Below are 20,387 nucleotides of genomic sequence, written 5' to 3' on the forward strand. Positions count from 1 at the left end.
GTAGCATGCAAGCGCCTAACATGCCCAGAATCATCAAAAAGAAATAGCTTTTTGATTTGCTATCAAATGATCTCAGCGCCAAAGCCATTAGAGATAAAACGCCACCCTCACCTTTATTGTCAGCGCGCATCACAAATAGGACGTATTTAACCGTCACTACCAAAATCAATGCCCAGATCATCATGGAGATCACGCCAAAGAGTGCCTCGGGCGTAAATGCGATCCCATGATGTGGATCAAAGCATTCCTTCAGCGCGTAGAGTGGGCTAGTACCAATGTCTCCAAAGACCACGCCGATTGCCGCAAGCATCATTACGCCGAGGCTTTTTTTATGCTCGCCCTCAGGCCCATGAACCTCTACGGGATTTAAAAGCGTGGAACTTGAAAATTCTGGATTGCTAATCGACATCTCAAAACCTTAAGGTGATGTTGCACGGCAATATGTTACTCCTTATACAGCCTGACTCAGGAGTCTTATTTGCCCCAAAAAACCGCTTATTTCAACTCCATTTGAAGGTATACCTCGACAGAGACCCCTAAAAAATGGTAGAATTTCAGCTTCAGACGCGGGGTGGAGCAGTCTGGCAGCTCGTCGGGCTCATAACCCGAAGGTCGTAGGTTCAAATCCTGCCCCCGCAACCAAACAAAGCAAAAAGCCCAATTCTTCGGAGTTGGGCTTTTTGCTTTTCAAGCCCGCAACCTTTGCGTTCTGTTGGTTCCCCAGATACTTTTTATCACCGAACTCAGGAAAGCCCAGAGTCCGCTTTCATTGGGCTTTGTACTGCGCCCTTCAGAAACTCGTTTCAACTGGCGGGAATACCAAAGTATTTCCATGATACCCATTTTGTCGATCGCTTTGATGCCCGTGGAAATGGGTCGCACCTGATAATTGCAATCCTTACCATCGAGCAATGCCTTCGGTGCATCTGGGTCAATGGCGAGCAGGCGAGCCAAACCAACAAGGTCGAGCGCACCCGATTGCAGCGCTGCATTCATGCCGGCATAACTTCGAAAACCGCCGGTGACCATCAACGGCGTTTTAATCTGCGTTCTTACCCGTTCAGCAAAGCTTAGGAAATAAGCCTCACGATTTGAGGTAGAAGCTGTTTTGGTTTGCTCCACCATGCCACTCATGGCGGGTGCTTCATAGGTTCCACCTGAAATCTCGATGAGATCGATTCCGGCTTCAGAAAGGGCGTGAATGGTCGCCATGGATTCTTCTTCAGTGAATCCGCCTTTCTGAAAGTCGGCTGAGTTCAACTTTATGCCCACAGGAAAGTTGGGACCGACCTGACGACGAATTTCTGCATAAACAGCCATCACAAACTGCCGACGATTTTCCGCACTACCACCCCACCGATCGGTTCGCTGATTGTGATGGGGCGACAAGAACTGGCTGATCAAATAGCCATGCGCACCATGAATTTGTACGCCGCCGAACCCGGCCTTCTTGCATATCGCGGCACTGCGCCCAAAACGGTAAATGATGTCTTCAATTTCAGCGTCAGTTGCTTGACGCGGTGTGAGGAAAAATGCCGCCATGTCTTGCCGAAAAGGGATAGCTGAAGGTGCCAGATTAAATTTGTTCAAGCCCTTGGGCGACTGCTTGCCTGGGTGATTCAACTGAACCCACAATGAGGCGCCCTCTTCCCTGGCGGCGCTGGCCCATTGCTTCAGTATCGGCAAATCTGACTCATCTTCAATAACAATGTTTCCGGGCTCGCCCAAGGCTCGGCGATCAATCATGACATTTCCCGTGAACATCAGGCCGATTCCGGATTTCGCCCAACGGCGATACAGCTCAACGATTTTCAATGTGGCATGGTTGTCGTAGGTTCCTAGCGTTTCGCTCATGGATGCCTTGGCCAACCGGTTCGGCAATTGAACGCCGCTGGGCAACACGAATGGGCGATTTAACAAATTGGGTTCAGTGTTGGCAAGCGGGTTCATCGTGTTCTCAGTCTTAAATGTTTGCGAATTCCGGTGTCCAGAAAACGTGAAGGCAACACCGTGCTCATAATTTTCAGGCGGGCTGCCGCTGTACCTGCCGTATAAGCAAGGCGCGGATTTGGTTCTTGTGCTGCTTTGAGAATGACGTTGGCCACCACACTTGGGTCTTCTGCTGAATCAAGCATTTCTGCAAGACGCCCCTCAAAGGCAGTGCGAATGTCTTGATACTCGTCCATCTGGAATTCGGCTTGCGCTGAATTCACTTCAATGGCCGTTTTCATGAAAGCGGGTTCGATCACAGACACCCGAATACCCATATACCGAAGCTCGTGATCGAGGGATTCGGAATAACCCCGGAGCGCATATTTTGTTGCTGAATAAAAAGCCATGTAAGGCATGGGCATGAACCCCAGCACCGAACCGATGTTCACGATGCGCCCGCTTTCCTGACTGCGCATGTGAGGCAAAACGGCGTTTGTTGTGCGAACAACACCGAAAAAATTGGTGTTGAAAATGGATTGCGCCTGATCAAGAGAAAACTCTTCTGCACCGGCTGGCGACAAACCACGCCCTGCATTGTTGACCAGAAGGTCGATGCGACCAGCTGACCCAATAATTTGATTCACCAAACCTGCAACAGATTCATCTTTGTCTACGTCAAGTGGCAACATTTCAAAAGAGCGCTGCTGGGCGGGGGTTGGACGCCTGCTGGTGCCGTAGACACGGTAACCGGCTGCCACCAACTTTTGTGCTGTGATTAGCCCGATACCGGAGGATGCACCTGTTACCAGGGCAACAGGTCCTTTGTTCTTGTTCATCATTTAAATCTCCATGGTGAGTAGATTTCTGGCTGGCAAATTGTTACTATCAAAACAAAACTAACTCTACTCGTAATTTTAAATAAAGTCACTATCAAAACAGTATGGACAGTAAAAATATTTCAGAAAGCCCCTGCCCGATCGCACGTAGCCTTGCTTTCGTCGGTGACGCATGGAGCATTTTGATATTGCGCGATGCGCATGCAGGCGTTACCCGTTTTGACCAATTCCGCAAAAGTCTTGGCATTGCACCGACCATACTGACCAAGCGCCTTTCGGTATTGACTGAAGAGGGATTGCTGGAGAAGCGTCGCTATTCAGAACACCCACCACGGGAGGAATATCTGCTGACCGAGGCGGGTCGGGACTTTTTGCCGGTGCTTTTCATGATTGGCGCTTGGGGCCGCAAATACCGCGGCGGCGGTAAGCTAGTGCAGTTTTTTGATGCAGAAGCAGGAACGGAAATCAGACCGGTGGCGATTGATGAGTCCACGGGAGCAAAAATAGGAACCCGTCCGATACGGATTACCCCCCCCCAAGAGGGCTAGGATCAGATGGATGAAGATGACCTGAAAAACCGATGCCTGACCTTGGCCTTCAATGAACTCGACAGCGGGCAAATCAATGATTTGAGCTTGCGGGCGATTGCGCGCGATCTGGGTGTTTCGCACCAGGCGCCTTATCGACATTTCAAAAGCAAAGACGATCTTTTGCGAACAATGACCTTGGCGTGTTTCAGGCAATTTTCTGAAACACTGGACAAGCGCGCAAAAGGTAACTACGAATGGAAAAACCTTCGGTCCATGGGTGTGGCCTACATTCACTATGCTTTGAATTATCCGCACCGTTATCGCTTGATGTTCAACGAATACCAAGCGGGCAATGGCATGGGAGGCGAGGTGTTGAAGCAGGTGCAGTATTCATTTTTGCTACTTCGGGATCAATTGGAATTGATCAAAAAATCAAACCCTGAAGCCGGCGAACTGGACCCGCAAGCCGATGCCATGTTCATCTGGTCGTGCTTGCATGGATTGGTTTCTTTGCTGGAAAACCCGCTGACCGACAAATTGCCGGTGCGGGAGTCAGTTTTAAAAAACCTGGTAGATCACGTGCTGGATCGAATCGGCACGGGGCTTCAACCAAGGGGTACCACACAATAGTTTAAAAAATCCCGTCAATCGCATCCACCACAATGGCTGTGCCCACGGCGATTAGCAGCAGGTCGGTGCCCAGTTGCACATACTTGTGATTCAGCGGCGGCACTGGCAGGCGAATCCGCAGTTCATTGGGTATGTCGTAGTAACGAACATCGCTACCCAACGCACGCCCCTTCTGCCATTGCCTGGCCTGCCCGGGGGGCTGGCAGCCGTTGCCCTTTTTGGCCAAACCGGGTGGGCACTTGCCCTTGGCAACCTGGCCACCATAGTAGTCGCGCACAATACGGGTCTCGCTGCTGCCAAAGTTAAATGACACCGATACATTGCTTGTGTCTGAGTTTTTGCCTGAGCCCTTGTCAGCTTTTTTAACACCGTGATCAGGCCCACCGCCACGTTTTTGTTGCTGTTCTGATTTGTTCTTTCCTGAATTGCCATTGCCATTTCCTTTGTCAGGTTTTTCGGCATACGCACTATTGCAGGCAATGATGAGTGTGGTCATGGCCACTATCACGCTACGGGAGATGGAAGGGAGGGTCATGTCAATTCCTTATTATAGGTAGCGAAAACTACGCTTCAGCATACGCCTGGCGCGTGAAATTCTCCAGAAGCATATAATGCTTTCAAGTAGTACTCGCATTACGCCCGCCATGAATGACCAGCAAACCTTGCTCTGCGCACTTGATCAAAGCCGTGAACGCGCCCTTGCACTACTGAACACGCTGAACAATGGCCAGGTGAAGGTGCCTTATTTCCCCGGCATCAACCCGCCAGTCTGGGAGGTGGGGCACGCGGCTTTTTTCTTCGAACGCTTTATTCTGCAAAATCTTGACAAGGCGCCCTCGTACAACCCCGCCTTGGACGACATTTGGGATTCTTTTGAGTTGGCCCACGAGGACCGCTGGCAGGAAGGATTATTTCCTGACAAACCCGACACCCTGCGTTACTTTGACGACACGTTTGCAAGGGTTAGAAACCGGATCCTCGAAAAGCCGCTGACCCAGGCCGACTTGTACCTGTACAGGTACGCCATTTTTCATTTGAACATGCACATCGAGTCGATGGTGTGGTGCAGGCAAACACTGGCCTACGCGCCGCCACCGGGCGCAAACAATACCAACAATGCAGCGCCAGTCAGCAGCAGGATTCAGGGCGATGTGGAAATTCCGGTGGGGCGCTACCGCATTGGCATGCCAGCAAATTCTGCGCACTTTGCTGGCGATGATTTTTGCTTCGACAACGAAAAGCCAGGCTTTGTGATCGACATGAAAGGGTTTCGAATGTCGCCCACGCTGGTTTGCAACGCAGAATACCTGGTTTTTGTGCGGGCGGGTGGGTACGAAAATGACGCGCTGTGGAGCATGGCTGGCCTGAAATGGCGCAACAGCAACAAGGCGCGGCACCCCCTTTTCTGGAAAGAGGAAAACGGCCAGTGGCTGGAACGCCACTTCGACCAATGGCTGCCCCTGCAAACCGACTTCCCGGTAAAGCACGTCAGTTATTGGGAAGCGCAAGCCTTCTGCAACTTTGCAGACCGGCGCTTGCCAAGTGAATTTGAATGGGAAGTGGCTGCCTTGGGCAACCATGAACACGGCGCATTCAACAAGTTCCCTTGGGGCAACACGATGGAACCCCACCGCGTGGACATGGACAGCGCCGCACTGGCCCGCCAATCGGTGCACGCCTTGCCTCAAGGCGACAGCCCCTTCGGATGCAGGCAAATGATTGGCACGGTGTGGGAATGGACGGACAGTCTGTTCTTCCCGTACAGCGGCTTCACGATGGACATGTACCCGTTCATGTCCACCCTGCAGTTTGGTGACCACAAGGTGGTGCGTGGCGGGTCCTGTGCCACATCGTCAATCCTGATTCGCGGCACTTACCGCCAAGCCTACCAGCCCGACAGAAACGATGTGTTTGTCGGCTTTCGAACCTGTGCAAAATAAACCCATATGAACAACCCTTACGAAACCGATGAATTACTGAACCAGTACCTGGCTTTTCATTACGGCAGTGCTTACTTTGGCGTGCCCAACTACCCGGGACATTGCGCGCAGCTTTGCATCGAATTCATGGGCACTCGCCCCCGCCGCAAAGCACTGGATTTGGGCTGTGCAGTAGGCCGCAGCAGTTTCGACCTTGCCGAAGGATTCGATGCAGTGATTGGAATTGACTTGTCATCGCGTTTCATTGATGCGGCCAATCGCTTGAAGTGTAGCGAAACATTGCCCTATTTCCTGCACGATGAAGGCGAACTGGGCCGCACAGTCGAAATTTCATTGAATGCGCCGGAATTCGAAAGCCTGAAAAACAGGGTTCAATTTGAAGTGGGCGATGCCTGCCAGCTGGGCAGTGAACACACCCAGTACGATTTGATATTTGCGGGCAATTTGATTGACCGGGTGAACAACCCCAGCGCGTTTTTGAACGACCTGCCGCACCGCGTGGTGCCTGGCGGCCTGTTGGTGATCAGCTCGCCATACACCTTGTTGACCGAGTACACGCCCAGGCAAAACTGGATTGGCGGCTTGACAGTGAACGGTGAACCACGCACGGTGTTGCAGGGCATGCAAATTGTGCTTGATGCGCACTTTAAGCTGGTCGCTGCCCCGCGTGATGTGCCTTTTGTTATTCGCGAAACCGCGCGCAAATTCCAGCACAGCACTGCTGAAATGAGCGTGTGGGAACGGCGCTCCGCTTAACATTTGCCGGGGCCTTCAAGGCACCACGGCAAGCTTCACCGGCACACCGTTCACGGCAGCATTGCCGCTGGGTTCGTCAAGCCATTGTTCATCGGTCAGGTCGTTGCAGCTGACACCTGCGTGTTCGGCAGCAACGCGCTGCCGGATCCCTTTCCTGTCGTGCCCCCAACCGTGGGGAATGCTGACCACACCAGGCATCACATGCGCGGAAATTTCAACTGGCAGGCTCACCTCACCGACCCGGCTGATCACACGCACTTGCTGACCTTCAGCCAACAACAACCTTTCTGCGTCCACGGGGTTCAGCATGGCTGTGCAACGGTTCTTGCCTTTGACCAACCGTTCAGAATTGTGCATCCAGGAATTGTTGCTGCGTATGTGCCGCCGACCAATCAAGATCATGTCGTGAACTGCGCGTTCATTGGGGTTGAGCAGGTAAGCCACATAACTGGCAGCCGCCTGCAATACTTCCGCCGGGGCGGCCTGGATGGTTTTGCCTGTGGTTTGCAGCCGGCCGGGAAAGCTTGGGCGAAGTGGCCCCAGGTCAATTCCCTCCGGGTGCTGCTTCAGTTTGTCCAAACTTAGTTTGTGTTCACTGGCCATGCCGTAAGGGCCCATTTGCAGCCCCATGTCGAGGATCATCTGAGGCGGCATGGAAGGTCGCGCCGGTTTGCCCAGTTTTGCGGCATAACAAGCGGCCAGTTTGTCCATCAGCTCCCAGTCGTCCACACAGCCATTAGGTTTGGGAAGGGTTGCGGCACTGTACTTGGCCTGGTTGCGAACACCAAAAATGTTGAAGATCAAGTCGTAGTGGTCATGCTCCAGCGGGCCGCTGGTGGGCAAAATTACATTCGCATGTCGATTGGTTTCATTAATATACAGGTCAACCGACACCATGAATTCAAGGCCTGTAATTGCCTTGTCGAGTTGCTGGCCGTTGGGTGTCGACAACACCGGGTTGCCTGCAATGGTCAGCAGGGCTTTGATCTGCCCTTCCCCCTCAGTTTGAATTTCCTCGGCAATGATGGCGCTGGGAAATTCACCCAACGCTTCTGGCTTGTTGCTGACACGGCTGTGCCACCGCCCATAACTGCCTGGCTTGCTGTTCGGTGCTGCAATCAGGTCAAGCGCAGGGCTTGCCACCAGGCTGCCGCCGGGGCGGTCTGTGTTACCCGTGATCAGATTCAGTAATTGAATGCCCCACTGGGCAAGGGTTCCATGCCGTTGCGTGCAAGCACCCATCCGGCCATAAGCAACCGCTTTTCCGGCATTGGCAAAATCGCGGGCAATTTGGCGAATGGTTTGCGCATCAATGCCGCACTCAGCTTGCGCCACTTCCGGGGTCACTTTTGAAATTGCGCCCAATGCCGTGTACAAGCCTTCTGTGAAAGGGGCCAAACGATCCAAACGGGTCAGCCCCTCTCCCACAATGGTATTGATCAGTGCAAACAAAAATGCTGCGTCGCTGGCGGGCTTGATGAAATGGTGGGTGTCCGCAATTTCTGCCGTTTCGGTTCGGCGGGGATCAATCAACACCAGCTTCCCGCCACGGCTTTGCAGGGCTTTGATGCGCTTGGCCACATCGGGCACGGTCATCAGGCTGCCGTTGGATGCGATCGGGTTGGCGCCCAGCATCAGGAAATAATCGGTGTGGTCGATGTCGGGAATCGTGATCAACAATTGGTGACCAAACATCCAGTACGCGAGCAACTGCATGGGCAACTGGTCCACCGAGGTGGCGGAAAACCGGTTGCGCGTTTTCAGCAAGCCCAGAAAGTTGGCACTGTGCGTCATCAACCCCCAGTTATGCACATTCGGGTTGCCTTGGTAAACACCCACGGCATTGGCACCGTACTGTTGCTGAATTTGAAACAGCCCTTCGCAGGCCAGCTCAATGGCGTCTTCCCAGGAAGTTTCCACCCAGACCCCGTTGACCTTCTTAACCGGCATCCGCAAGCGGTCAGGGTCTTCCTGAATGTCTTTCAGTGCGACCGCCTTGGGGCAAATGTGCCCACGGCTAAAGGGGTCTTGCTCATCGCCCTTGATGGAAACAACCTGATTGTTTTCCACTTCAATTTTCAAGCCACAAATGGCTTCGCACAAATGGCACGCACGGCGATGGGTTTGCAAAGCGGCTCTCCTTGAATTTTCAATTTATTACCTCTACTTACATACTACTGTTGAAGGTGTAATACCATCAAGCAAACAACGGGAGACCACATGATTAATGCATACGCCGCCTTCGAGGCCAAAGGCAAACTTCAACCTTATCAATACGACCCGGGCGAACTGGGCGCATTCGACGTGGAAATTGATGTGGACCACTGTGGTATTTGCCACAGCGATGTCAGCATGCTTGACAACGATTGGGGCCGGGCGAAATACCCTATGGTGGCAGGCCATGAAATTATTGGGCGTGTCAGCAAACTGGGAAGCCACGTTGGCCATTTGGCCATTGGCGACGTGGTCGGTTTGGGTTGGCACTCGGGCTACTGTGAAAACTGCAAAATGTGCATGGGTGGCGACCACAACCTGTGCAGCACGGCCAAGGGCACCATTGTGGGCAGGCATGGCGGTTTTGCGGACAAAGTGCGCGCGCAAGCCATCAGCGCGGTAAAAATTCCGGCTGGCGTGAACCCTGCAACCGCTGGCCCACTGTTGTGCGGCGGCATTACCGTGTACAACCCGCTGGTGCAATTCAACATTTCCCCACAAAGCAAGGTGGCCGTAATTGGCGTAGGTGGCTTGGGCCACATGGCGGTGATGTTTCTGAAGGCCTGGGGCTGCGAGGTAACGGCTTTTAGCAGCAATGCATCCAAAACCGATGAACTGTTGGGCATGGGTGCACAACATGTGTTGAACAGCAAAGACCCCGCTGCCCTGAAGAAAGCAGCTGGATCGTTCGACCTGATTTTGTCGACCGTTAATGTGAAGCTTGACTGGAATGCCTATATCGCCACGTTGGCTCCAAAAGGAAGGTTGCATTTTTTGGGCGCCGTACTGGAGCCTTTAGACATTGGCGTGTTTGGCTTGATGGGGCAGCAACGCACTATTTCATCCTCGCCTGTGGGCAGCCCCCGTGTCATTTCGGACATGCTTGAATTTGCTGCCTTGCACAACATTGAGCCCATTGTTGAAACCTTCGGCTTTGACCAGATCAATGACGCACTGGAGAAGGTACGCAATGGCAGCCCCCGCTTTCGGGTGGTGCTGTCTCGATAGCTACCCCCCCTCCCTACCCTTTGGTGTGATTGATTTAATTGCGCATGGGGGGGAATCTGTCACAGAGGATACTGAATAACTTGAAATACGGCGAAAGACCGAAAGCTCGGTGAGGGGACTACAAAAGCAGCAAGGAATATCCAGATGAAAATGACTTAAAAAAGGAAATTAATACCTTTATAAATCATGAGTTTTCGATGATTAATTCATTTAAACACTTAGAATTTGTTGCAATTTTTGTAAGCAAAGTTACATGAAATGACAATAAATGTGATTTTTTTCAAACATTTGTTCATTCAACACTTGTTGGTGTAACAGAAACGGGCAAGTATTCAACAACCAAACAAGCAAGAGCCAAGCACATGGGCACACACACAAAGGCATTTGAAAGAACAGCAACAAACCCGGCGGGTGTGTCGCTATTTTGTCAAGAGGCAGAAAGCGCTATCGCCTACTTCAGGGCGCACCACCCTGTAGACCCTTGCGATTGTGAATACAGTGAATTGTCTGCGCACATCGAAGACACGGGTCTGCTGAACCTGAGCCTGCCATTCATTCTTCAAGGTCTGGCCGAAACTGAAGGTGCTGCCTGGCACTACTTTCGCGGCCTCATGAACGCTTATTTCGAACTGCGCCCAAAAGTAAAAACGACAAAGCCCATTCCACACTTGATTGGCGAGTTGCTCAAGGTGTGTATTCAAGAATTTGACAATCTGAATCAGGAAGCCCATGTGGAAGAACAAGCTTCCAATTTGGCCGTGCTTGAAACAGCAGCCTACCTGTTGGTGCATTACAGCCCGCATGAAGGCAATCAGTGGCTGGAAGCAATCTACCAAGGTTAATTCAGCCAGCCCCCCACCAGCGCAGAAGGACATTTAATGCGTTGCCGGATTTAAAATTATTTCGTATATTGATTTATATTCGAATTTATTTAAAGCCTGGAAAACCAGCCTGCCGGTTTTTTCCAGAAGCTTTAATACATTGATCCATACGCAGAGGTGAAACGACTATGGAATTTGCCCTTGGGCTTGCCATGCTTTTGATGGCACTGAACACCACCGTGAGTGTTGCAGTGGAAGTTGCCCCACCCGCCGCCGCCCTGCACAGCAACCCGGACCCCGCGTTGCCCTATTTCGCCGATGAACTGCTTTCGCGCAATGTTGAACTGGCCCGGCATACGGCGCCCGACCCGCAACCGCGAATGGTCGCCATGGCCGCTGTGAAACAGTCATTACTTGAACCGCCCGTACCAACCGTAAAGCCCGCGAAAAGCCTGAACATTCAACTGGCCATGCAGGCCCCGGCCTCAGACATGTACATCGTTGACCTGCCCCCCAAAGTCATTCAGGAAGCCGAACAGCTGGCCGCGCTGCCCATGAAACCCGAGGGTGCAAAACTGGTGGTAACGCCACGCGCTATTCAGTGGGAACTCAAGGTTGAAGATGGCCGCCTGGACAAGGCCATTCGCCGCTGGGCGAAAGAAGCTGGCTACACATTTCGCTGGGACGCAGACCGCTACGTGTTGATTGCTGCGGGCACCACCTTTTCCGGCACGTTTGAATACGCGGTTGAGCAGGTGCTGGAAACACCAGGCATCAAGAACAGCGAATATCCGCTTGAAGCTTGCGTGTACAACAACGAGCCACCCCTGCTGCGCATTACCCGCCTGGGCGATCAAAAAGAAGAGTGCCGATAAATCATGAAGACACCCACAAAAAATACATTGATTTACACCGCAGTACTGGCTTTATTAAGCCTTGGCACTACGGCGTGTACGGGGCCCAGAATCCAGGCTGAGGTTCAGGCCGACAATCAATCGGGGGTCAATAAAGTTGAGCAGGTCAACAGCACACTGCCAACCAACGGTACATTTCGCGGTGGTCGACAGTACGCCGACGAACAAGCCCGGCAACAACAAAATGCCAAGGTGTTGAAACGCGCCAGCAAAAGCTGGATTGGCGGCACCTTCGTTCATGTGAATGACGACGACAAGCTGCCGGCGGTTTTCCACGAAACCTACAAAATGAACTTCGCGGACAAAGGCCGCCCTGTTGACTTGAACACGGTGGCCGCACGCCTTACCCAAATGGTTGGTATTCCTGTTCGCATTCAGCAAGATGTTTTCAATGTACCGGTAAGTGCTGAACCACGGCGTGGCGCACGCCAGTTACCGCCCGTTGCAGCACCGGCTGACGCCAAGCCTGTACCGGTAGAAACCCCGGCTGCGGTGAACAGTGTGGCACTGGCACCAAGAACAACCGTGGGCGCCGTGGCCATGAACTGGGATGGCACGCTGATCGACTTCCTGAACAGCACCGCCGACAAATTGGGCTTGTCCTGGGAATACCGCGACAACTCGATTGTCATCATGCGTTACACCACAGCAATGTATGAACTGGCATCGTTTCCAAACGGTTACGAATACGCCATGAGCAGCGGCACGCAAGGCCGGGTTCGCGGTACTCAAGTGCAAAGCAATTCAAATTTGAGCGTGACTGAGAAAGGCAAGATTGACAGCCAGACCAGCATTCTGGATGTGATCAACCGCATGGTGGCATCGGTTCCGGGATCGGAAGTGATTGTGGCTGAAGGCACTGGGCGTGTGATGGTGAAAACCAGCCGCGACATGCAAACGCAAGTGCGCGACCTGATTCGCGGTGAAAACGCCAACATGCTGAAACAGGTGCATGTGCAACTGGACATTTATTCGGTCATGTCCAGAAAAGACGATCAACAGGGCGTGAACTGGGATGTGTTTTTCAGAAGCCTTTCGCAGCGATACGGCATTGGATTGACATCGCCAGACACACTGGTTGCACCCGAGGCGGGTTTGATCGGCCTGGTCATTCCCGAAAACCTGCAAACATTCATTCCAGGCCAAACACCACCAAACACCCAGACCAACCAGCGCTTTGGAACAAGCTCTGCAATTTTGCAGGCACTGAACGAGATTGGCGACAATGTTCAGCACCGCCCTATTTCACTGGTGGCACTGAACAGGCAGTGGGCGCGCAAAGCACGGCTAACCACCACAGGCTACCTGTCTGAAACAAAACCGGCATCTTCCGGCGCACTGGGTGGCGGCACAGGCGTGCCCGGCTTGACCACCGACGAGATCACCACGGGCGATCAATTCGCTGCCATGCCGTTTATTCTCGACAACAACACCATCATGTTGAAAATGGGCATCAGCCTGTCCGACCTGACCAGCCTGCTTGAAATTACAACAGGCGCAGGCGAAACACTGCAACGTGTGCAAACACCCAACACCAGCAGCATTTCTGACCAGTACACCATTGCACTGCGCCCCGGCGAAGTGATGGCCATCACCGGATTGTCACGCGATGTGTCCGGTTTCTCTGAACGCAAACTGACCGAGCAAGCACCTTTGGCTGCAGGCGGTTCACGCAACCTGTCCACCATGCGCGAGAACTTCATCGTTCTGGTTCGCGCCGTGGTGCTGTAGGAATTGGAGCGACCATGGCCGAGCAGTCTGCAGTTGTTCATCAGGTTGGCAAGAAGGCCTATATTGCGGGCCTGAACTGGCAGCCCATGGCGCGCTCGGGCTACAGCAAGCGCATTGCAGACATTCGGGAATACGCGGACCGCATTGACGCCACCAAGCATATTTTGCTGAAGGGCAGCCAAAGTGAATACCTGGGGCTGTACAACTACGACCCCGACATTTCCGATGAAGAACGCACCGGGCAGGTGTTCAGCCTTGCAGGCATGCTTGCATCGCAAAGCGGCCCGGACGACCATGCCATTTACGCCATACGCATTGAAGACGGCTTGAAGAAAGGCCAACTGGCCTTGGTGGTGATTGAGCAGGGTGCGCCCTCCATGGACCTGATCGGCAGCGATGCCGAGGTGACCAGTACCATCAACACCTACACCAACGGGTCCATCGAAAGTTCTGAATACCAGGTTTACAGCAACGCGACTGAACTGTTTCCGGGCGCCCTGCCGCTGGATATTGCAACCCAACTGGGCACGTTCAACAGCAAACATGCATTGACTGGTTTGCCCACAGACCTGATCAAGGCATCGGGCGTGCTGGCAGTGGTGCTAGTGCTGGCCGGTGGTTTGTATGGCGGCAATGAATACCTGGAAGCCAGTGCACGCGAAGAACGCATGAAACAGGCACAGGCCAGCATTCAAACGCCCCAATATTTGAACAAGCTGGCGGTCGACCAGCGCAATGTGGGGCTTGCAAATACCGATGCAATCGAAATGCTTGACCTGCTGAGCGAACAACCATTCATGGCACGCGGCTGGCTGCTTGAAAGCATTCAGTGCAACCTGGGCAAGTGCGCCAGCATTTGGCAAACGCAAGGTGGTTACACCCAAGAGTTGGTGAGCTTCTTGAACAACCAGCAAGCCAACCCTGACCCGAAAGATGTGAACAAGCTCAAGTTCTCGTTTTCATACGACATGAAGACCAAGGGCATTGACCGCCTGCAAGATTTACCGAACAAACAAACCGCCAGCGACCTGCTTTACCTTGAACAGCAGGCCTGGCAAAAGGCCGGACTTCAATTCAAGGTAGACACGCAGGGACAAACCTGGCCGGCTGGTTTTAAAAGCATCCCACCCAATGTGTCTGTGAACCGCCATGCCACCGAAGTGACCGGCAGCTTGACCTTGATGAAAGACTTTCTGGATCGTTATCCATCCGGAATTTACTGGAACCAGATTTCGATGAAGATCGAACCCAAGAATCTTGATGCTGCCGTAATGGTGACATTGAAGGGAGCACTTTATGCATACTAAGAAACTTCTGCTGGGTGGTGCAGTTCTGCTGGCTGTGATGAACAGCCATGCACAGAACACCGCCACACCAGCATTGCCCGAAACCACCACCGCAAAAGTTGAAAACAAAACAGCCGTAACACCCGTGGAGAACATCAACTTGAATGGCATATCAGTGCCATTGAACATCAAGACACTGGCTGAAATTCAACGACTGCAAGAAGAAAAAGCAATGCGCGAAGAACTGATCACCGCATTGAAGGACAGCGGCAAAGCCGCGCCAAGCGCAGCGAGCAAACCGCAATCAACAGTTGTCCCGGTAAAAATTGCAAGCACCAACCCAAGCAGAACAAGCAAACCGGCCACCGCAATCAGCCCCAACACCCTGCTTGGCGTGTACGGCACTGCTGGCGCAATGACCGCAGAAATTCAAACCGCAGGGCGCAATGTCCGCACCCTTCGCGAGGGTGAACAACTGGGCAAATTCAATGTCAGGCGAATCAGCAACAGCGGCCTTGAACTGGTCGCAAGCAACGGCAACACCCAACATGTTTCCGTGGGTGCACAAGTGAGATTTTGAACATGAAACGTGACCTTGCATTGAACGTGTTGGCCAATCAGGCTGAAAAATCACTCAAAGTTGAAAAGCTGAGTGAACTGCCTGCGTTTTCCCGCGTGCTGACAGACGGAAGTGCGGGCGCTTTGATGAAATTGCCTGCTGCTGTAGAAAAATACGTGTGCGCAATTGAAACCGGCGTGAAGCGCGCAATCATTCTGTACGACGCCGAGAAAATTGTGCTGATCCGCCCCTTTATCTCGCACTTGCGGGGCAAACTGATCGCCGAAAAGTTTTCATTTGAGCGCCCTGAAATTGCCTGCGGCGGCGGTGTAATTGAACACCTGATTGAAAACGCCCGCACCAATGTTGATGCAGCAGACAAAGAAGAAGACCATGGCTTGTCGCAATCCAAAGCCAAGGAAATTTTTGAATCGTGGGTGGCACTGGCCGTGCAAGAACGTGCCACTGACATTCACGTACAGGTGGTCAACAACATTGCTGAAGTGAAACTGCGAGTTGACGGAGAGCTTGAATTTCTGCGCGACCAGCAAGGCGGTGTATACACCCCGCTGCAAGCTGAACGCGCCGTAGCCTGGGCTTACAACAATGCTTCCGGCAAGGGTTCAAACAGCAACAGCCAGTTTTCCGTAGGCGAAAACCTGTACTGCATGATTTCCGCCCGGGAAGTAGGTGGCAAGCGCGTGGCCATGCGTTATCAATCAATTCGCGGATGGGCGGGCATCAAGGTGGTGTGCCGTTTGCTGTATGTGGACATTGATGCACCCACCCTGAGCTATGAGCAACTGGGTTATGCGCCGTCACACATCAAACAACTGAAAAGTGCATCCAACACCCCATCGGGCACCATCATTTTTGCCGGTGTGACTGGGTCGGGTAAAACCACCACGCTTAAAACATTCATCGAAACACATCCGGGCAATGGCACCGATGCTTTCTACTCGATTGAAGACCCGGTGGAATACCCGCTGCGTGGCGTTCACCAAATTCCAATTCAGCGCGACTTGCTGGACCGAAAGGGCTCGGCAGCAAAATATGCCGAGGTGGTTGCAGGCTTGATGCGTGCTGACCCCGGCTGCGTGTTGATGGGTGAAATTCGGGACCCTGCCACTGCAATTTCTGCCCAGCAAATTGTTGAAACCGGGCACATGGCTTGTGGAACCGTACACGCACACCTGGTTTCAGGCATCGTGCCGCGCCTGACCAACGAAGAAATCGGCATGAGCCGTGACGTGCTGACCAACCCGAACATTCTCACCTTGCTGGTGTACCAGGCCCTGGTTCCAAAACTGTGCCCGCACTGCAAAATTGGTGGCCGCCTGTTCCAGAAAGACATGCAGGATGCAGAGCACGTGTTCGAGCTGCTCGACACACTGGAAACCCGCTTTGCGCTGGAACGTGAACAGTTTTACTTCAAGAAACAGGGGGGCTGCCACAAGTGCAAACACCGTGGCACTGCGGGCTTGAGCGTGGTAGCTGAAATTTTGACCCCGGACCGGAAATGGCTGAACCTGATTCGCCAGGGCAAAGATTACGAAGCCATGATGTACTACCGATCGAAATCAAACGGCGACTTTAAATCAGAGAACATGGACGGAAAAACCGTGTTCGAGCACACCCTGCACAAAGCCCTTCTAGGAGAAGTAGATCCTCGCCACTGCGAACGTTTCGACAGCTTTGACCGCTTCGAAATCATGAACGCCGCCGACCGCGCCGAAACAGCGACCTATACCTGAACATGAATTTCAAAAAAAAACTGAGCAACCTGTTCAACGCCATTAACTTGATGGACTTTCGCGGCAAGCGAGAGGCGTTTTATGAACAATTGGCCAAATCGATCGAAAACAAGGAACAGTTCAAAACCTTTCTGGAAGAAGAACTGAAAATTGCACGCCACAAGCGCACGCGCAACAGCAGCCGCGAAGCCGCATTGAAGCTGATGGTTCGCAAGCTGAGCCTGGGCGATGACTTTCTGATCAGCCAGATTCTGGGCACCGTGATGCCCCAGAATGACCGCATGATGCTGGCCGCAGTCGATGAGGCCAAAGACAAGCCGGGAACCCTTCGCGCCCTGGCGGCTGCAATTCAATCGCAAAAAGACGCCAAAAGCGTGATCTGGAAAGCAATTTTTCCACCCATGGTGTTGATCCCGGGCGTGGCAGGCTTCAGCTATGTACTGGCCACGCAGTCGATCCCAATCATTGTGAAAGTGGCCCCGCCCGAGGTGTGGACACCCTTCAACATGTCCGTTCGCATGGTGGCTGAAACGCTTGCATCACATGGCGGAATGATCGTGCTCGGTGTAATTGGTGCCATTGTTGCCTTCACCTATTCACTGCCCCGCTGGAAAGGCAATGTGCGAAGCACGCTGGAACAAGTACCACAAGGCTGGGGGTTTCTGCTGTTTCCAGTGGCCCCATTTCTGTTGCCCTTGTCGATTTACCGCGACTTTCAGGTCAGCCTGCTGGTGACATCGTTGGCGGTGCTGCTGAAAAGCGGTGCCACTTTGTCATCTGCACTGGAAACCCTGAAACGCAACGCCGACCCGTGGATGCGCTGGCACCTGAAAAAGATCATGAACCACCTGAACGTGGCACCCACCGACTACATACCCGCATTCAGCAAGGGCTTGATGAGCCCGAAGTTGCTTGCGCGCCTGGCCACCACGATTCGAAACAACCCCCAGTTTGACAAGATTTTGATCCAGTTGGGCACCGAAGGCGGTGAAGACATTCGCAATGAAATTGGCAATACAGCCAAAGGCTTGAATGCCGTGTTGCTGAGCGCTGCTGCGGCTGTGGTGGTGTTTCTTTATGTGGGGCAGCTGTCGATCAGCCAAAGCATGACAGAGGAACTGGACCCGGTAAAACGCATGCAAAGAATGCGCTGAAATAAGTGCTTGACACCAAACACATTTGAACTACAATTAATTCGTCTGTTGATATATATACGGAACTTATTTATCAACATTTAACACTTAGTACCCCTTCGAAGAGGAACCGGAAAAATGATCACATCGCACACACTGAATATGCGCCGCAAACAAAGCGGTATTACCCTGATTGAAGTGTCAATTGGCCTGATCATTGCTGCGATTGTGGCTGCTGCGGCTTTCATTGCATTCCAGAACAACGCGCGCCGTACGGAAGTACAGGACAACATCAAGCAAATTACTGAAATCATCAGTGAGTCGAAGCAAAAAGTAGGTTCCACTTCTGGTTATACGGGACTGACCACAGAGATTGCCGCCCAACTGGCAATATTACCCGCCGATCAAAGCGGTAACGCCCTGCCAAATAGCTACAATGCAGCTGTTACCTTGGTGGGTACCGATGCCGACAACGCTACTCTGACATGGACCGGCGTTGAGGCTGATCAGTGCTCAGATATTGTATTGGCGGTATCAAATGGAATAACAGCAATCACGGGAACTCCAACAACAGGCACTGGTGGCACGGTGGCTGCTGTCGACGGAACTTTGACTTTGACGCAAGCATCAACAGTTTGTGGTGATCAAGGTGCGCCTGTGACTCTCGCCATGACCTTCGGCCGTCGTTAATTATTGCTCACGAAGTAAACCAGGGGGACAGCACTGTCCCCTTGTCGTTTGAATCAAGGCGGGTTTCACATGCTTGACTCACTGAAAAACTACAGAAAGTACCCCGGTTTTCTCAGCATCGAGCTTGCCCTGGTTTTGATCATCAGTGCCATCATCGCATTTGCAGTGGTTCAACAACAGGCTCGCTCAGCCAAAACATCGGTGGCCGAAATACAGGCAGACCAGCTGAACCAGGTGGGCAATGCACTGAATTCCTACACCGATTTGTACCGGCGCGGCTTGTCAGCCCCCGGCGACCTTCAAATCGACCTGAACAATGACGGAATTACCGACGTATTGATCCCGGAAGACGCGCCCAGCGGCAACGAGGGCAGCAAGTTAACCCCCACCATCCAGAACCTGATTGACGCGGGCCTGCTTCCTGAAAGCTTCACCAACCGCCCTGCTGCATCGGACGGCCAATTCATTACCCGCCTGTCGATACTTCCGGCAGGCTGCTCCATGGCCGCAGACAACTGCCGCATCGAGGGCTACATCACCCTGAGCCAGCCAGTCACCATTGGTGGCCAAAGTGCCGCAACGGGTGAATTCGACAGCGACATTGCCGGCGACATGCTCAGTTTCATGGGTGGCAACGGTTTTGTCACCTTACGGCCCAATACACCCGCCAGCAGCGCAGGCGGCAACTTCACCATTGACCTGGACATAGATGGTGATGGCGCAACCGATTCGACAACATTTGCAGGCTTGCCCGGCGTGCGCGTGGGTGCATTGGCTTCCCGATACGATGTTCGCAACCCGATCCCTGATGTCGACTTTTGCCGAGGCAACCGAACCTTGAACTGGGTGCAAAGCACCAGTTCCTGCAGCACGGTTATTTTCAATGACACGCCCGTGGGTTACCGCTTTGTGGCAGTGGACGCCGACACGGGTGGCGGCGCGGGCGCGGGCGGCAGCGCATTCATTCGCTGTGTGTACAACCCAAACGCGAACCCGCCAGCCCAGTTGTCCATTCTCAGCAGCTGTTGCCAAAACGGTAACCAGGCTTGCACCCCACCCGCTGTGCCCTGAACATGAAAAGGCGACAGTTTTTATTGGGGGCAACTGCAGGCACGCTACTAGGCAGTTTGGGCTCATTGGCTCATTCAACGCAGGTACCCAGTTACACCCTGCTGGATGTGCAACGCGGGCAAGACCGTTTCCAGATCGATTTCAGTACAGCCGAAGGCTACCAAACCGCTGCATGGCTGCTTCGTGACCTGCGGGCCAACCGGGTTGGCGTGCCCAATGTTGAAATGCTGCAATTGGCCGCATGGGCGCAACTTGTTTTGGCAGAACACCACGCCTACACCGTTTTTGAAATTACATCGGGCTTGCGCACGCGCCAGACCAATTCTGTGGTGGAGGGTGCAGCAAGAAACTCCAGGCATTTGCCAGATTCGACAGGGCAGTTTTTTGCAATGGACATCAAACCAGTTGGTGTGAACATTGACCAATTGGCAAAAATACTACAGTACCCCGCATTTGGAGGGGTCGGAATTTATCACACCCATGTGCATTTTGACATACGCGAGAAAGCCGTCACCTGGAACAACAAAAACTAATTGTTTTCAATTACTTAAAATATAACTCGTCAACCTGGAATACCACTTC

General features: G+C 52.9%; 20 protein-coding genes and 1 tRNA gene. 16 read left to right on the plus strand and 5 right to left on the minus strand.

Annotated elements, in window-relative coordinates:
- On the minus strand, positions 1-313 hold a 313-nt coding region (locus V7028_RS12685; protein WP_442918742.1), incomplete at its 3' end, for a KUP/HAK/KT family potassium transporter.
- 252 nt (positions 314-565) lie between these two features.
- Between V7028_RS12685 and V7028_RS12690 the strand changes: the two genes are divergently transcribed.
- A tRNA-Met gene (locus V7028_RS12690) sits at positions 566-642 on the plus strand.
- 45 nt (positions 643-687) lie between these two features.
- Here V7028_RS12690 and V7028_RS12695 read toward each other — a convergent pair.
- Both V7028_RS12695 and V7028_RS12700 read right to left on the minus strand, forming a co-directional pair.
- Complete coding sequence (locus V7028_RS12695; protein WP_334120450.1) at positions 688-1,950, minus strand: NADH:flavin oxidoreductase/NADH oxidase family protein; 1,263 nt, start codon at positions 1,948-1,950, stop codon at positions 688-690.
- Positions 1,947-2,768, minus strand: a complete 822-nt coding sequence (locus tag V7028_RS12700) for an oxidoreductase (protein ID WP_334120479.1) — start codon at positions 2,766-2,768, stop codon at positions 1,947-1,949. The genes V7028_RS12695 and V7028_RS12700 overlap by 4 nt, the downstream gene beginning before the upstream one ends.
- 104 nt (positions 2,769-2,872) lie before the next feature.
- On the opposite strand from V7028_RS12700, the gene V7028_RS12705 reads away from it, so the two are divergent.
- Together V7028_RS12705 and V7028_RS12710 are read left to right on the plus strand one after the other, a co-directional pair.
- Positions 2,873-3,316 carry a winged helix-turn-helix transcriptional regulator gene (locus V7028_RS12705; RefSeq protein WP_334120451.1) on the plus strand — a complete coding sequence of 148 codons (444 nt, stop codon included), beginning with the start codon at positions 2,873-2,875 and terminating at the stop codon, positions 3,314-3,316.
- Positions 3,317-3,322: 6 nt separating this feature from the next.
- A complete protein-coding gene (locus V7028_RS12710) occupies positions 3,323-3,928 on the plus strand; it encodes a TetR/AcrR family transcriptional regulator (RefSeq protein ID WP_334120452.1) in 606 nt (201 codons plus the stop codon).
- A 1-nt stretch (position 3,929) separates the two neighbouring features.
- Here V7028_RS12710 and V7028_RS12715 read toward each other — a convergent pair whose 3' ends face one another.
- Complete coding sequence (locus V7028_RS12715; RefSeq protein WP_334120453.1) at positions 3,930-4,463, minus strand: hypothetical protein; 534 nt, start codon at positions 4,461-4,463, stop codon at positions 3,930-3,932.
- Between the two features lie 76 nt (positions 4,464-4,539).
- Between V7028_RS12715 and V7028_RS12720 the strand changes: the two genes are divergently transcribed.
- Together V7028_RS12720 and V7028_RS12725 are read left to right on the plus strand one after the other, a co-directional pair.
- On the plus strand, positions 4,540-5,868 hold the full coding sequence (locus V7028_RS12720; protein ID WP_334120454.1) for an SUMF1/EgtB/PvdO family nonheme iron enzyme: 1,329 nt from the start codon (positions 4,540-4,542) through the stop codon (positions 5,866-5,868).
- A 6-nt stretch (positions 5,869-5,874) separates the two neighbouring features.
- On the plus strand, positions 5,875-6,624 hold the full coding sequence (locus tag V7028_RS12725; protein ID WP_334120455.1) for a putative 4-mercaptohistidine N1-methyltransferase: 750 nt from the start codon (positions 5,875-5,877) through the stop codon (positions 6,622-6,624).
- A 15-nt stretch (positions 6,625-6,639) separates the two neighbouring features.
- Here V7028_RS12725 and V7028_RS12730 read toward each other — a convergent pair whose 3' ends face one another.
- On the minus strand, positions 6,640-8,754 hold the full coding sequence (locus V7028_RS12730) for a molybdopterin oxidoreductase family protein (protein WP_334120456.1): 2,115 nt from the start codon (positions 8,752-8,754) through the stop codon (positions 6,640-6,642).
- 90 nt (positions 8,755-8,844) lie between these two features.
- Here V7028_RS12730 and ahr point away from each other — a divergent pair, with 90 nt between their 5' ends.
- The 11 genes from ahr to V7028_RS12785 all read left to right on the plus strand — a co-directional run bounded on the left by ahr (position 8,845) and on the right by V7028_RS12785 (position 20,338).
- On the plus strand, positions 8,845-9,846 hold the full coding sequence (gene ahr / locus V7028_RS12735; protein WP_334120457.1) for an NADPH-dependent aldehyde reductase Ahr: 1,002 nt from the start codon (positions 8,845-8,847) through the stop codon (positions 9,844-9,846).
- Between the two features lie 362 nt (positions 9,847-10,208).
- Positions 10,209-10,688: a hypothetical protein gene (locus V7028_RS12740; protein WP_334120458.1), complete on the plus strand. Its 480-nt coding sequence runs from the start codon at positions 10,209-10,211 to the stop codon at positions 10,686-10,688.
- A gap of 167 nt (positions 10,689-10,855) precedes the next feature.
- Complete coding sequence (locus V7028_RS12745) at positions 10,856-11,542, plus strand: TcpQ domain-containing protein (RefSeq protein ID WP_334120459.1); 687 nt, start codon at positions 10,856-10,858, stop codon at positions 11,540-11,542.
- Positions 11,543-11,545: 3 nt separating this feature from the next.
- Positions 11,546-13,312: a hypothetical protein gene (locus V7028_RS12750; protein ID WP_334120460.1), complete on the plus strand. Its 1,767-nt coding sequence runs from the start codon at positions 11,546-11,548 to the stop codon at positions 13,310-13,312.
- Between the two features lie 14 nt (positions 13,313-13,326).
- The gene (locus V7028_RS12755) at positions 13,327-14,619 is read left to right on the plus strand and encodes a type 4b pilus protein PilO2 (RefSeq protein WP_334120461.1); all 1,293 of its coding nucleotides are present in this window, start codon (positions 13,327-13,329) and stop codon (positions 14,617-14,619) included.
- Positions 14,609-15,178, plus strand: a complete 570-nt coding sequence (locus V7028_RS12760) for a hypothetical protein (protein ID WP_334120462.1) — start codon at positions 14,609-14,611, stop codon at positions 15,176-15,178. Before V7028_RS12755 ends, V7028_RS12760 begins: the two co-directional genes overlap by 11 nt.
- A 2-nt stretch (positions 15,179-15,180) precedes the next feature.
- Entirely contained in the window at positions 15,181-16,911 is a 1,731-nt protein-coding gene (locus V7028_RS12765) for a GspE/PulE family protein (RefSeq protein WP_334120463.1), read from the plus strand.
- A 2-nt stretch (positions 16,912-16,913) separates the two neighbouring features.
- Entirely contained in the window at positions 16,914-18,065 is a 1,152-nt protein-coding gene (locus V7028_RS12770; protein ID WP_334120464.1) for a type II secretion system F family protein, read from the plus strand.
- Between the two features lie 117 nt (positions 18,066-18,182).
- Positions 18,183-18,734 (plus strand): type 4 pilus major pilin, encoded by a 552-nt coding sequence (locus tag V7028_RS12775; RefSeq protein ID WP_334120465.1) that lies wholly within the window; start codon positions 18,183-18,185, stop codon positions 18,732-18,734.
- 69 nt (positions 18,735-18,803) lie between these two features.
- Positions 18,804-19,805, plus strand: coding sequence for a hypothetical protein (locus tag V7028_RS12780; RefSeq protein ID WP_334120466.1), 1,002 nt, complete (start codon positions 18,804-18,806; stop codon positions 19,803-19,805).
- 2 nt (positions 19,806-19,807) lie between these two features.
- Positions 19,808-20,338, plus strand: coding sequence for a YcbK family protein (locus V7028_RS12785; protein WP_334120467.1), 531 nt, complete (start codon positions 19,808-19,810; stop codon positions 20,336-20,338).
- The last annotated feature ends 49 nt before the right edge of the window (positions 20,339-20,387 follow it).

It is taken from the genome of Limnobacter sp., from assembly GCF_036846585.1.
Lineage (GTDB): Bacteria > Pseudomonadota > Gammaproteobacteria > Burkholderiales > Burkholderiaceae_B > Limnobacter.

What these genes read in the sequence shown, in the direction of transcription:
- V7028_RS12700 (WP_334120479.1), bottom strand. Translation starts at nt 2,768, where the DNA reads ATGAACAAGAACAAAGGACCTGTTGCCCTGGTAACAGGTGCATCCTCC.
- V7028_RS12705 (WP_334120451.1), top strand. Translation starts at nt 2,873, where the DNA reads ATGGACAGTAAAAATATTTCAGAAAGCCCCTGCCCGATCGCACGTAGC.
- V7028_RS12740 (WP_334120458.1), top strand. Translation starts at nt 10,209, where the DNA reads ATGGGCACACACACAAAGGCATTTGAAAGAACAGCAACAAACCCGGCG.
- V7028_RS12780 (WP_334120466.1), top strand. Translation starts at nt 18,804, where the DNA reads ATGCTTGACTCACTGAAAAACTACAGAAAGTACCCCGGTTTTCTCAGC.
- ahr (WP_334120457.1), top strand. Translation starts at nt 8,845, where the DNA reads ATGATTAATGCATACGCCGCCTTCGAGGCCAAAGGCAAACTTCAACCT.
- V7028_RS12755 (WP_334120461.1), top strand. Translation starts at nt 13,327, where the DNA reads ATGGCCGAGCAGTCTGCAGTTGTTCATCAGGTTGGCAAGAAGGCCTAT.
- V7028_RS12725 (WP_334120455.1), top strand. Translation starts at nt 5,875, where the DNA reads ATGAACAACCCTTACGAAACCGATGAATTACTGAACCAGTACCTGGCT.
- V7028_RS12715 (WP_334120453.1), bottom strand. Translation starts at nt 4,463, where the DNA reads ATGACCCTCCCTTCCATCTCCCGTAGCGTGATAGTGGCCATGACCACA.
- V7028_RS12775 (WP_334120465.1), top strand. Translation starts at nt 18,183, where the DNA reads ATGATCACATCGCACACACTGAATATGCGCCGCAAACAAAGCGGTATT.
- V7028_RS12770 (WP_334120464.1), top strand. Translation starts at nt 16,914, where the DNA reads ATGAATTTCAAAAAAAAACTGAGCAACCTGTTCAACGCCATTAACTTG.
- V7028_RS12760 (WP_334120462.1), top strand. Translation starts at nt 14,609, where the DNA reads ATGCATACTAAGAAACTTCTGCTGGGTGGTGCAGTTCTGCTGGCTGTG.
- V7028_RS12720 (WP_334120454.1), top strand. Translation starts at nt 4,540, where the DNA reads ATGCTTTCAAGTAGTACTCGCATTACGCCCGCCATGAATGACCAGCAA.
- V7028_RS12750 (WP_334120460.1), top strand. Translation starts at nt 11,546, where the DNA reads ATGAAGACACCCACAAAAAATACATTGATTTACACCGCAGTACTGGCT.
- V7028_RS12765 (WP_334120463.1), top strand. Translation starts at nt 15,181, where the DNA reads ATGAAACGTGACCTTGCATTGAACGTGTTGGCCAATCAGGCTGAAAAA.
- V7028_RS12695 (WP_334120450.1), bottom strand. Translation starts at nt 1,950, where the DNA reads ATGAACCCGCTTGCCAACACTGAACCCAATTTGTTAAATCGCCCATTC.
- V7028_RS12785 (WP_334120467.1), top strand. Translation starts at nt 19,808, where the DNA reads ATGAAAAGGCGACAGTTTTTATTGGGGGCAACTGCAGGCACGCTACTA.
- V7028_RS12710 (WP_334120452.1), top strand. Translation starts at nt 3,323, where the DNA reads ATGGATGAAGATGACCTGAAAAACCGATGCCTGACCTTGGCCTTCAAT.
- V7028_RS12745 (WP_334120459.1), top strand. Translation starts at nt 10,856, where the DNA reads ATGGAATTTGCCCTTGGGCTTGCCATGCTTTTGATGGCACTGAACACC.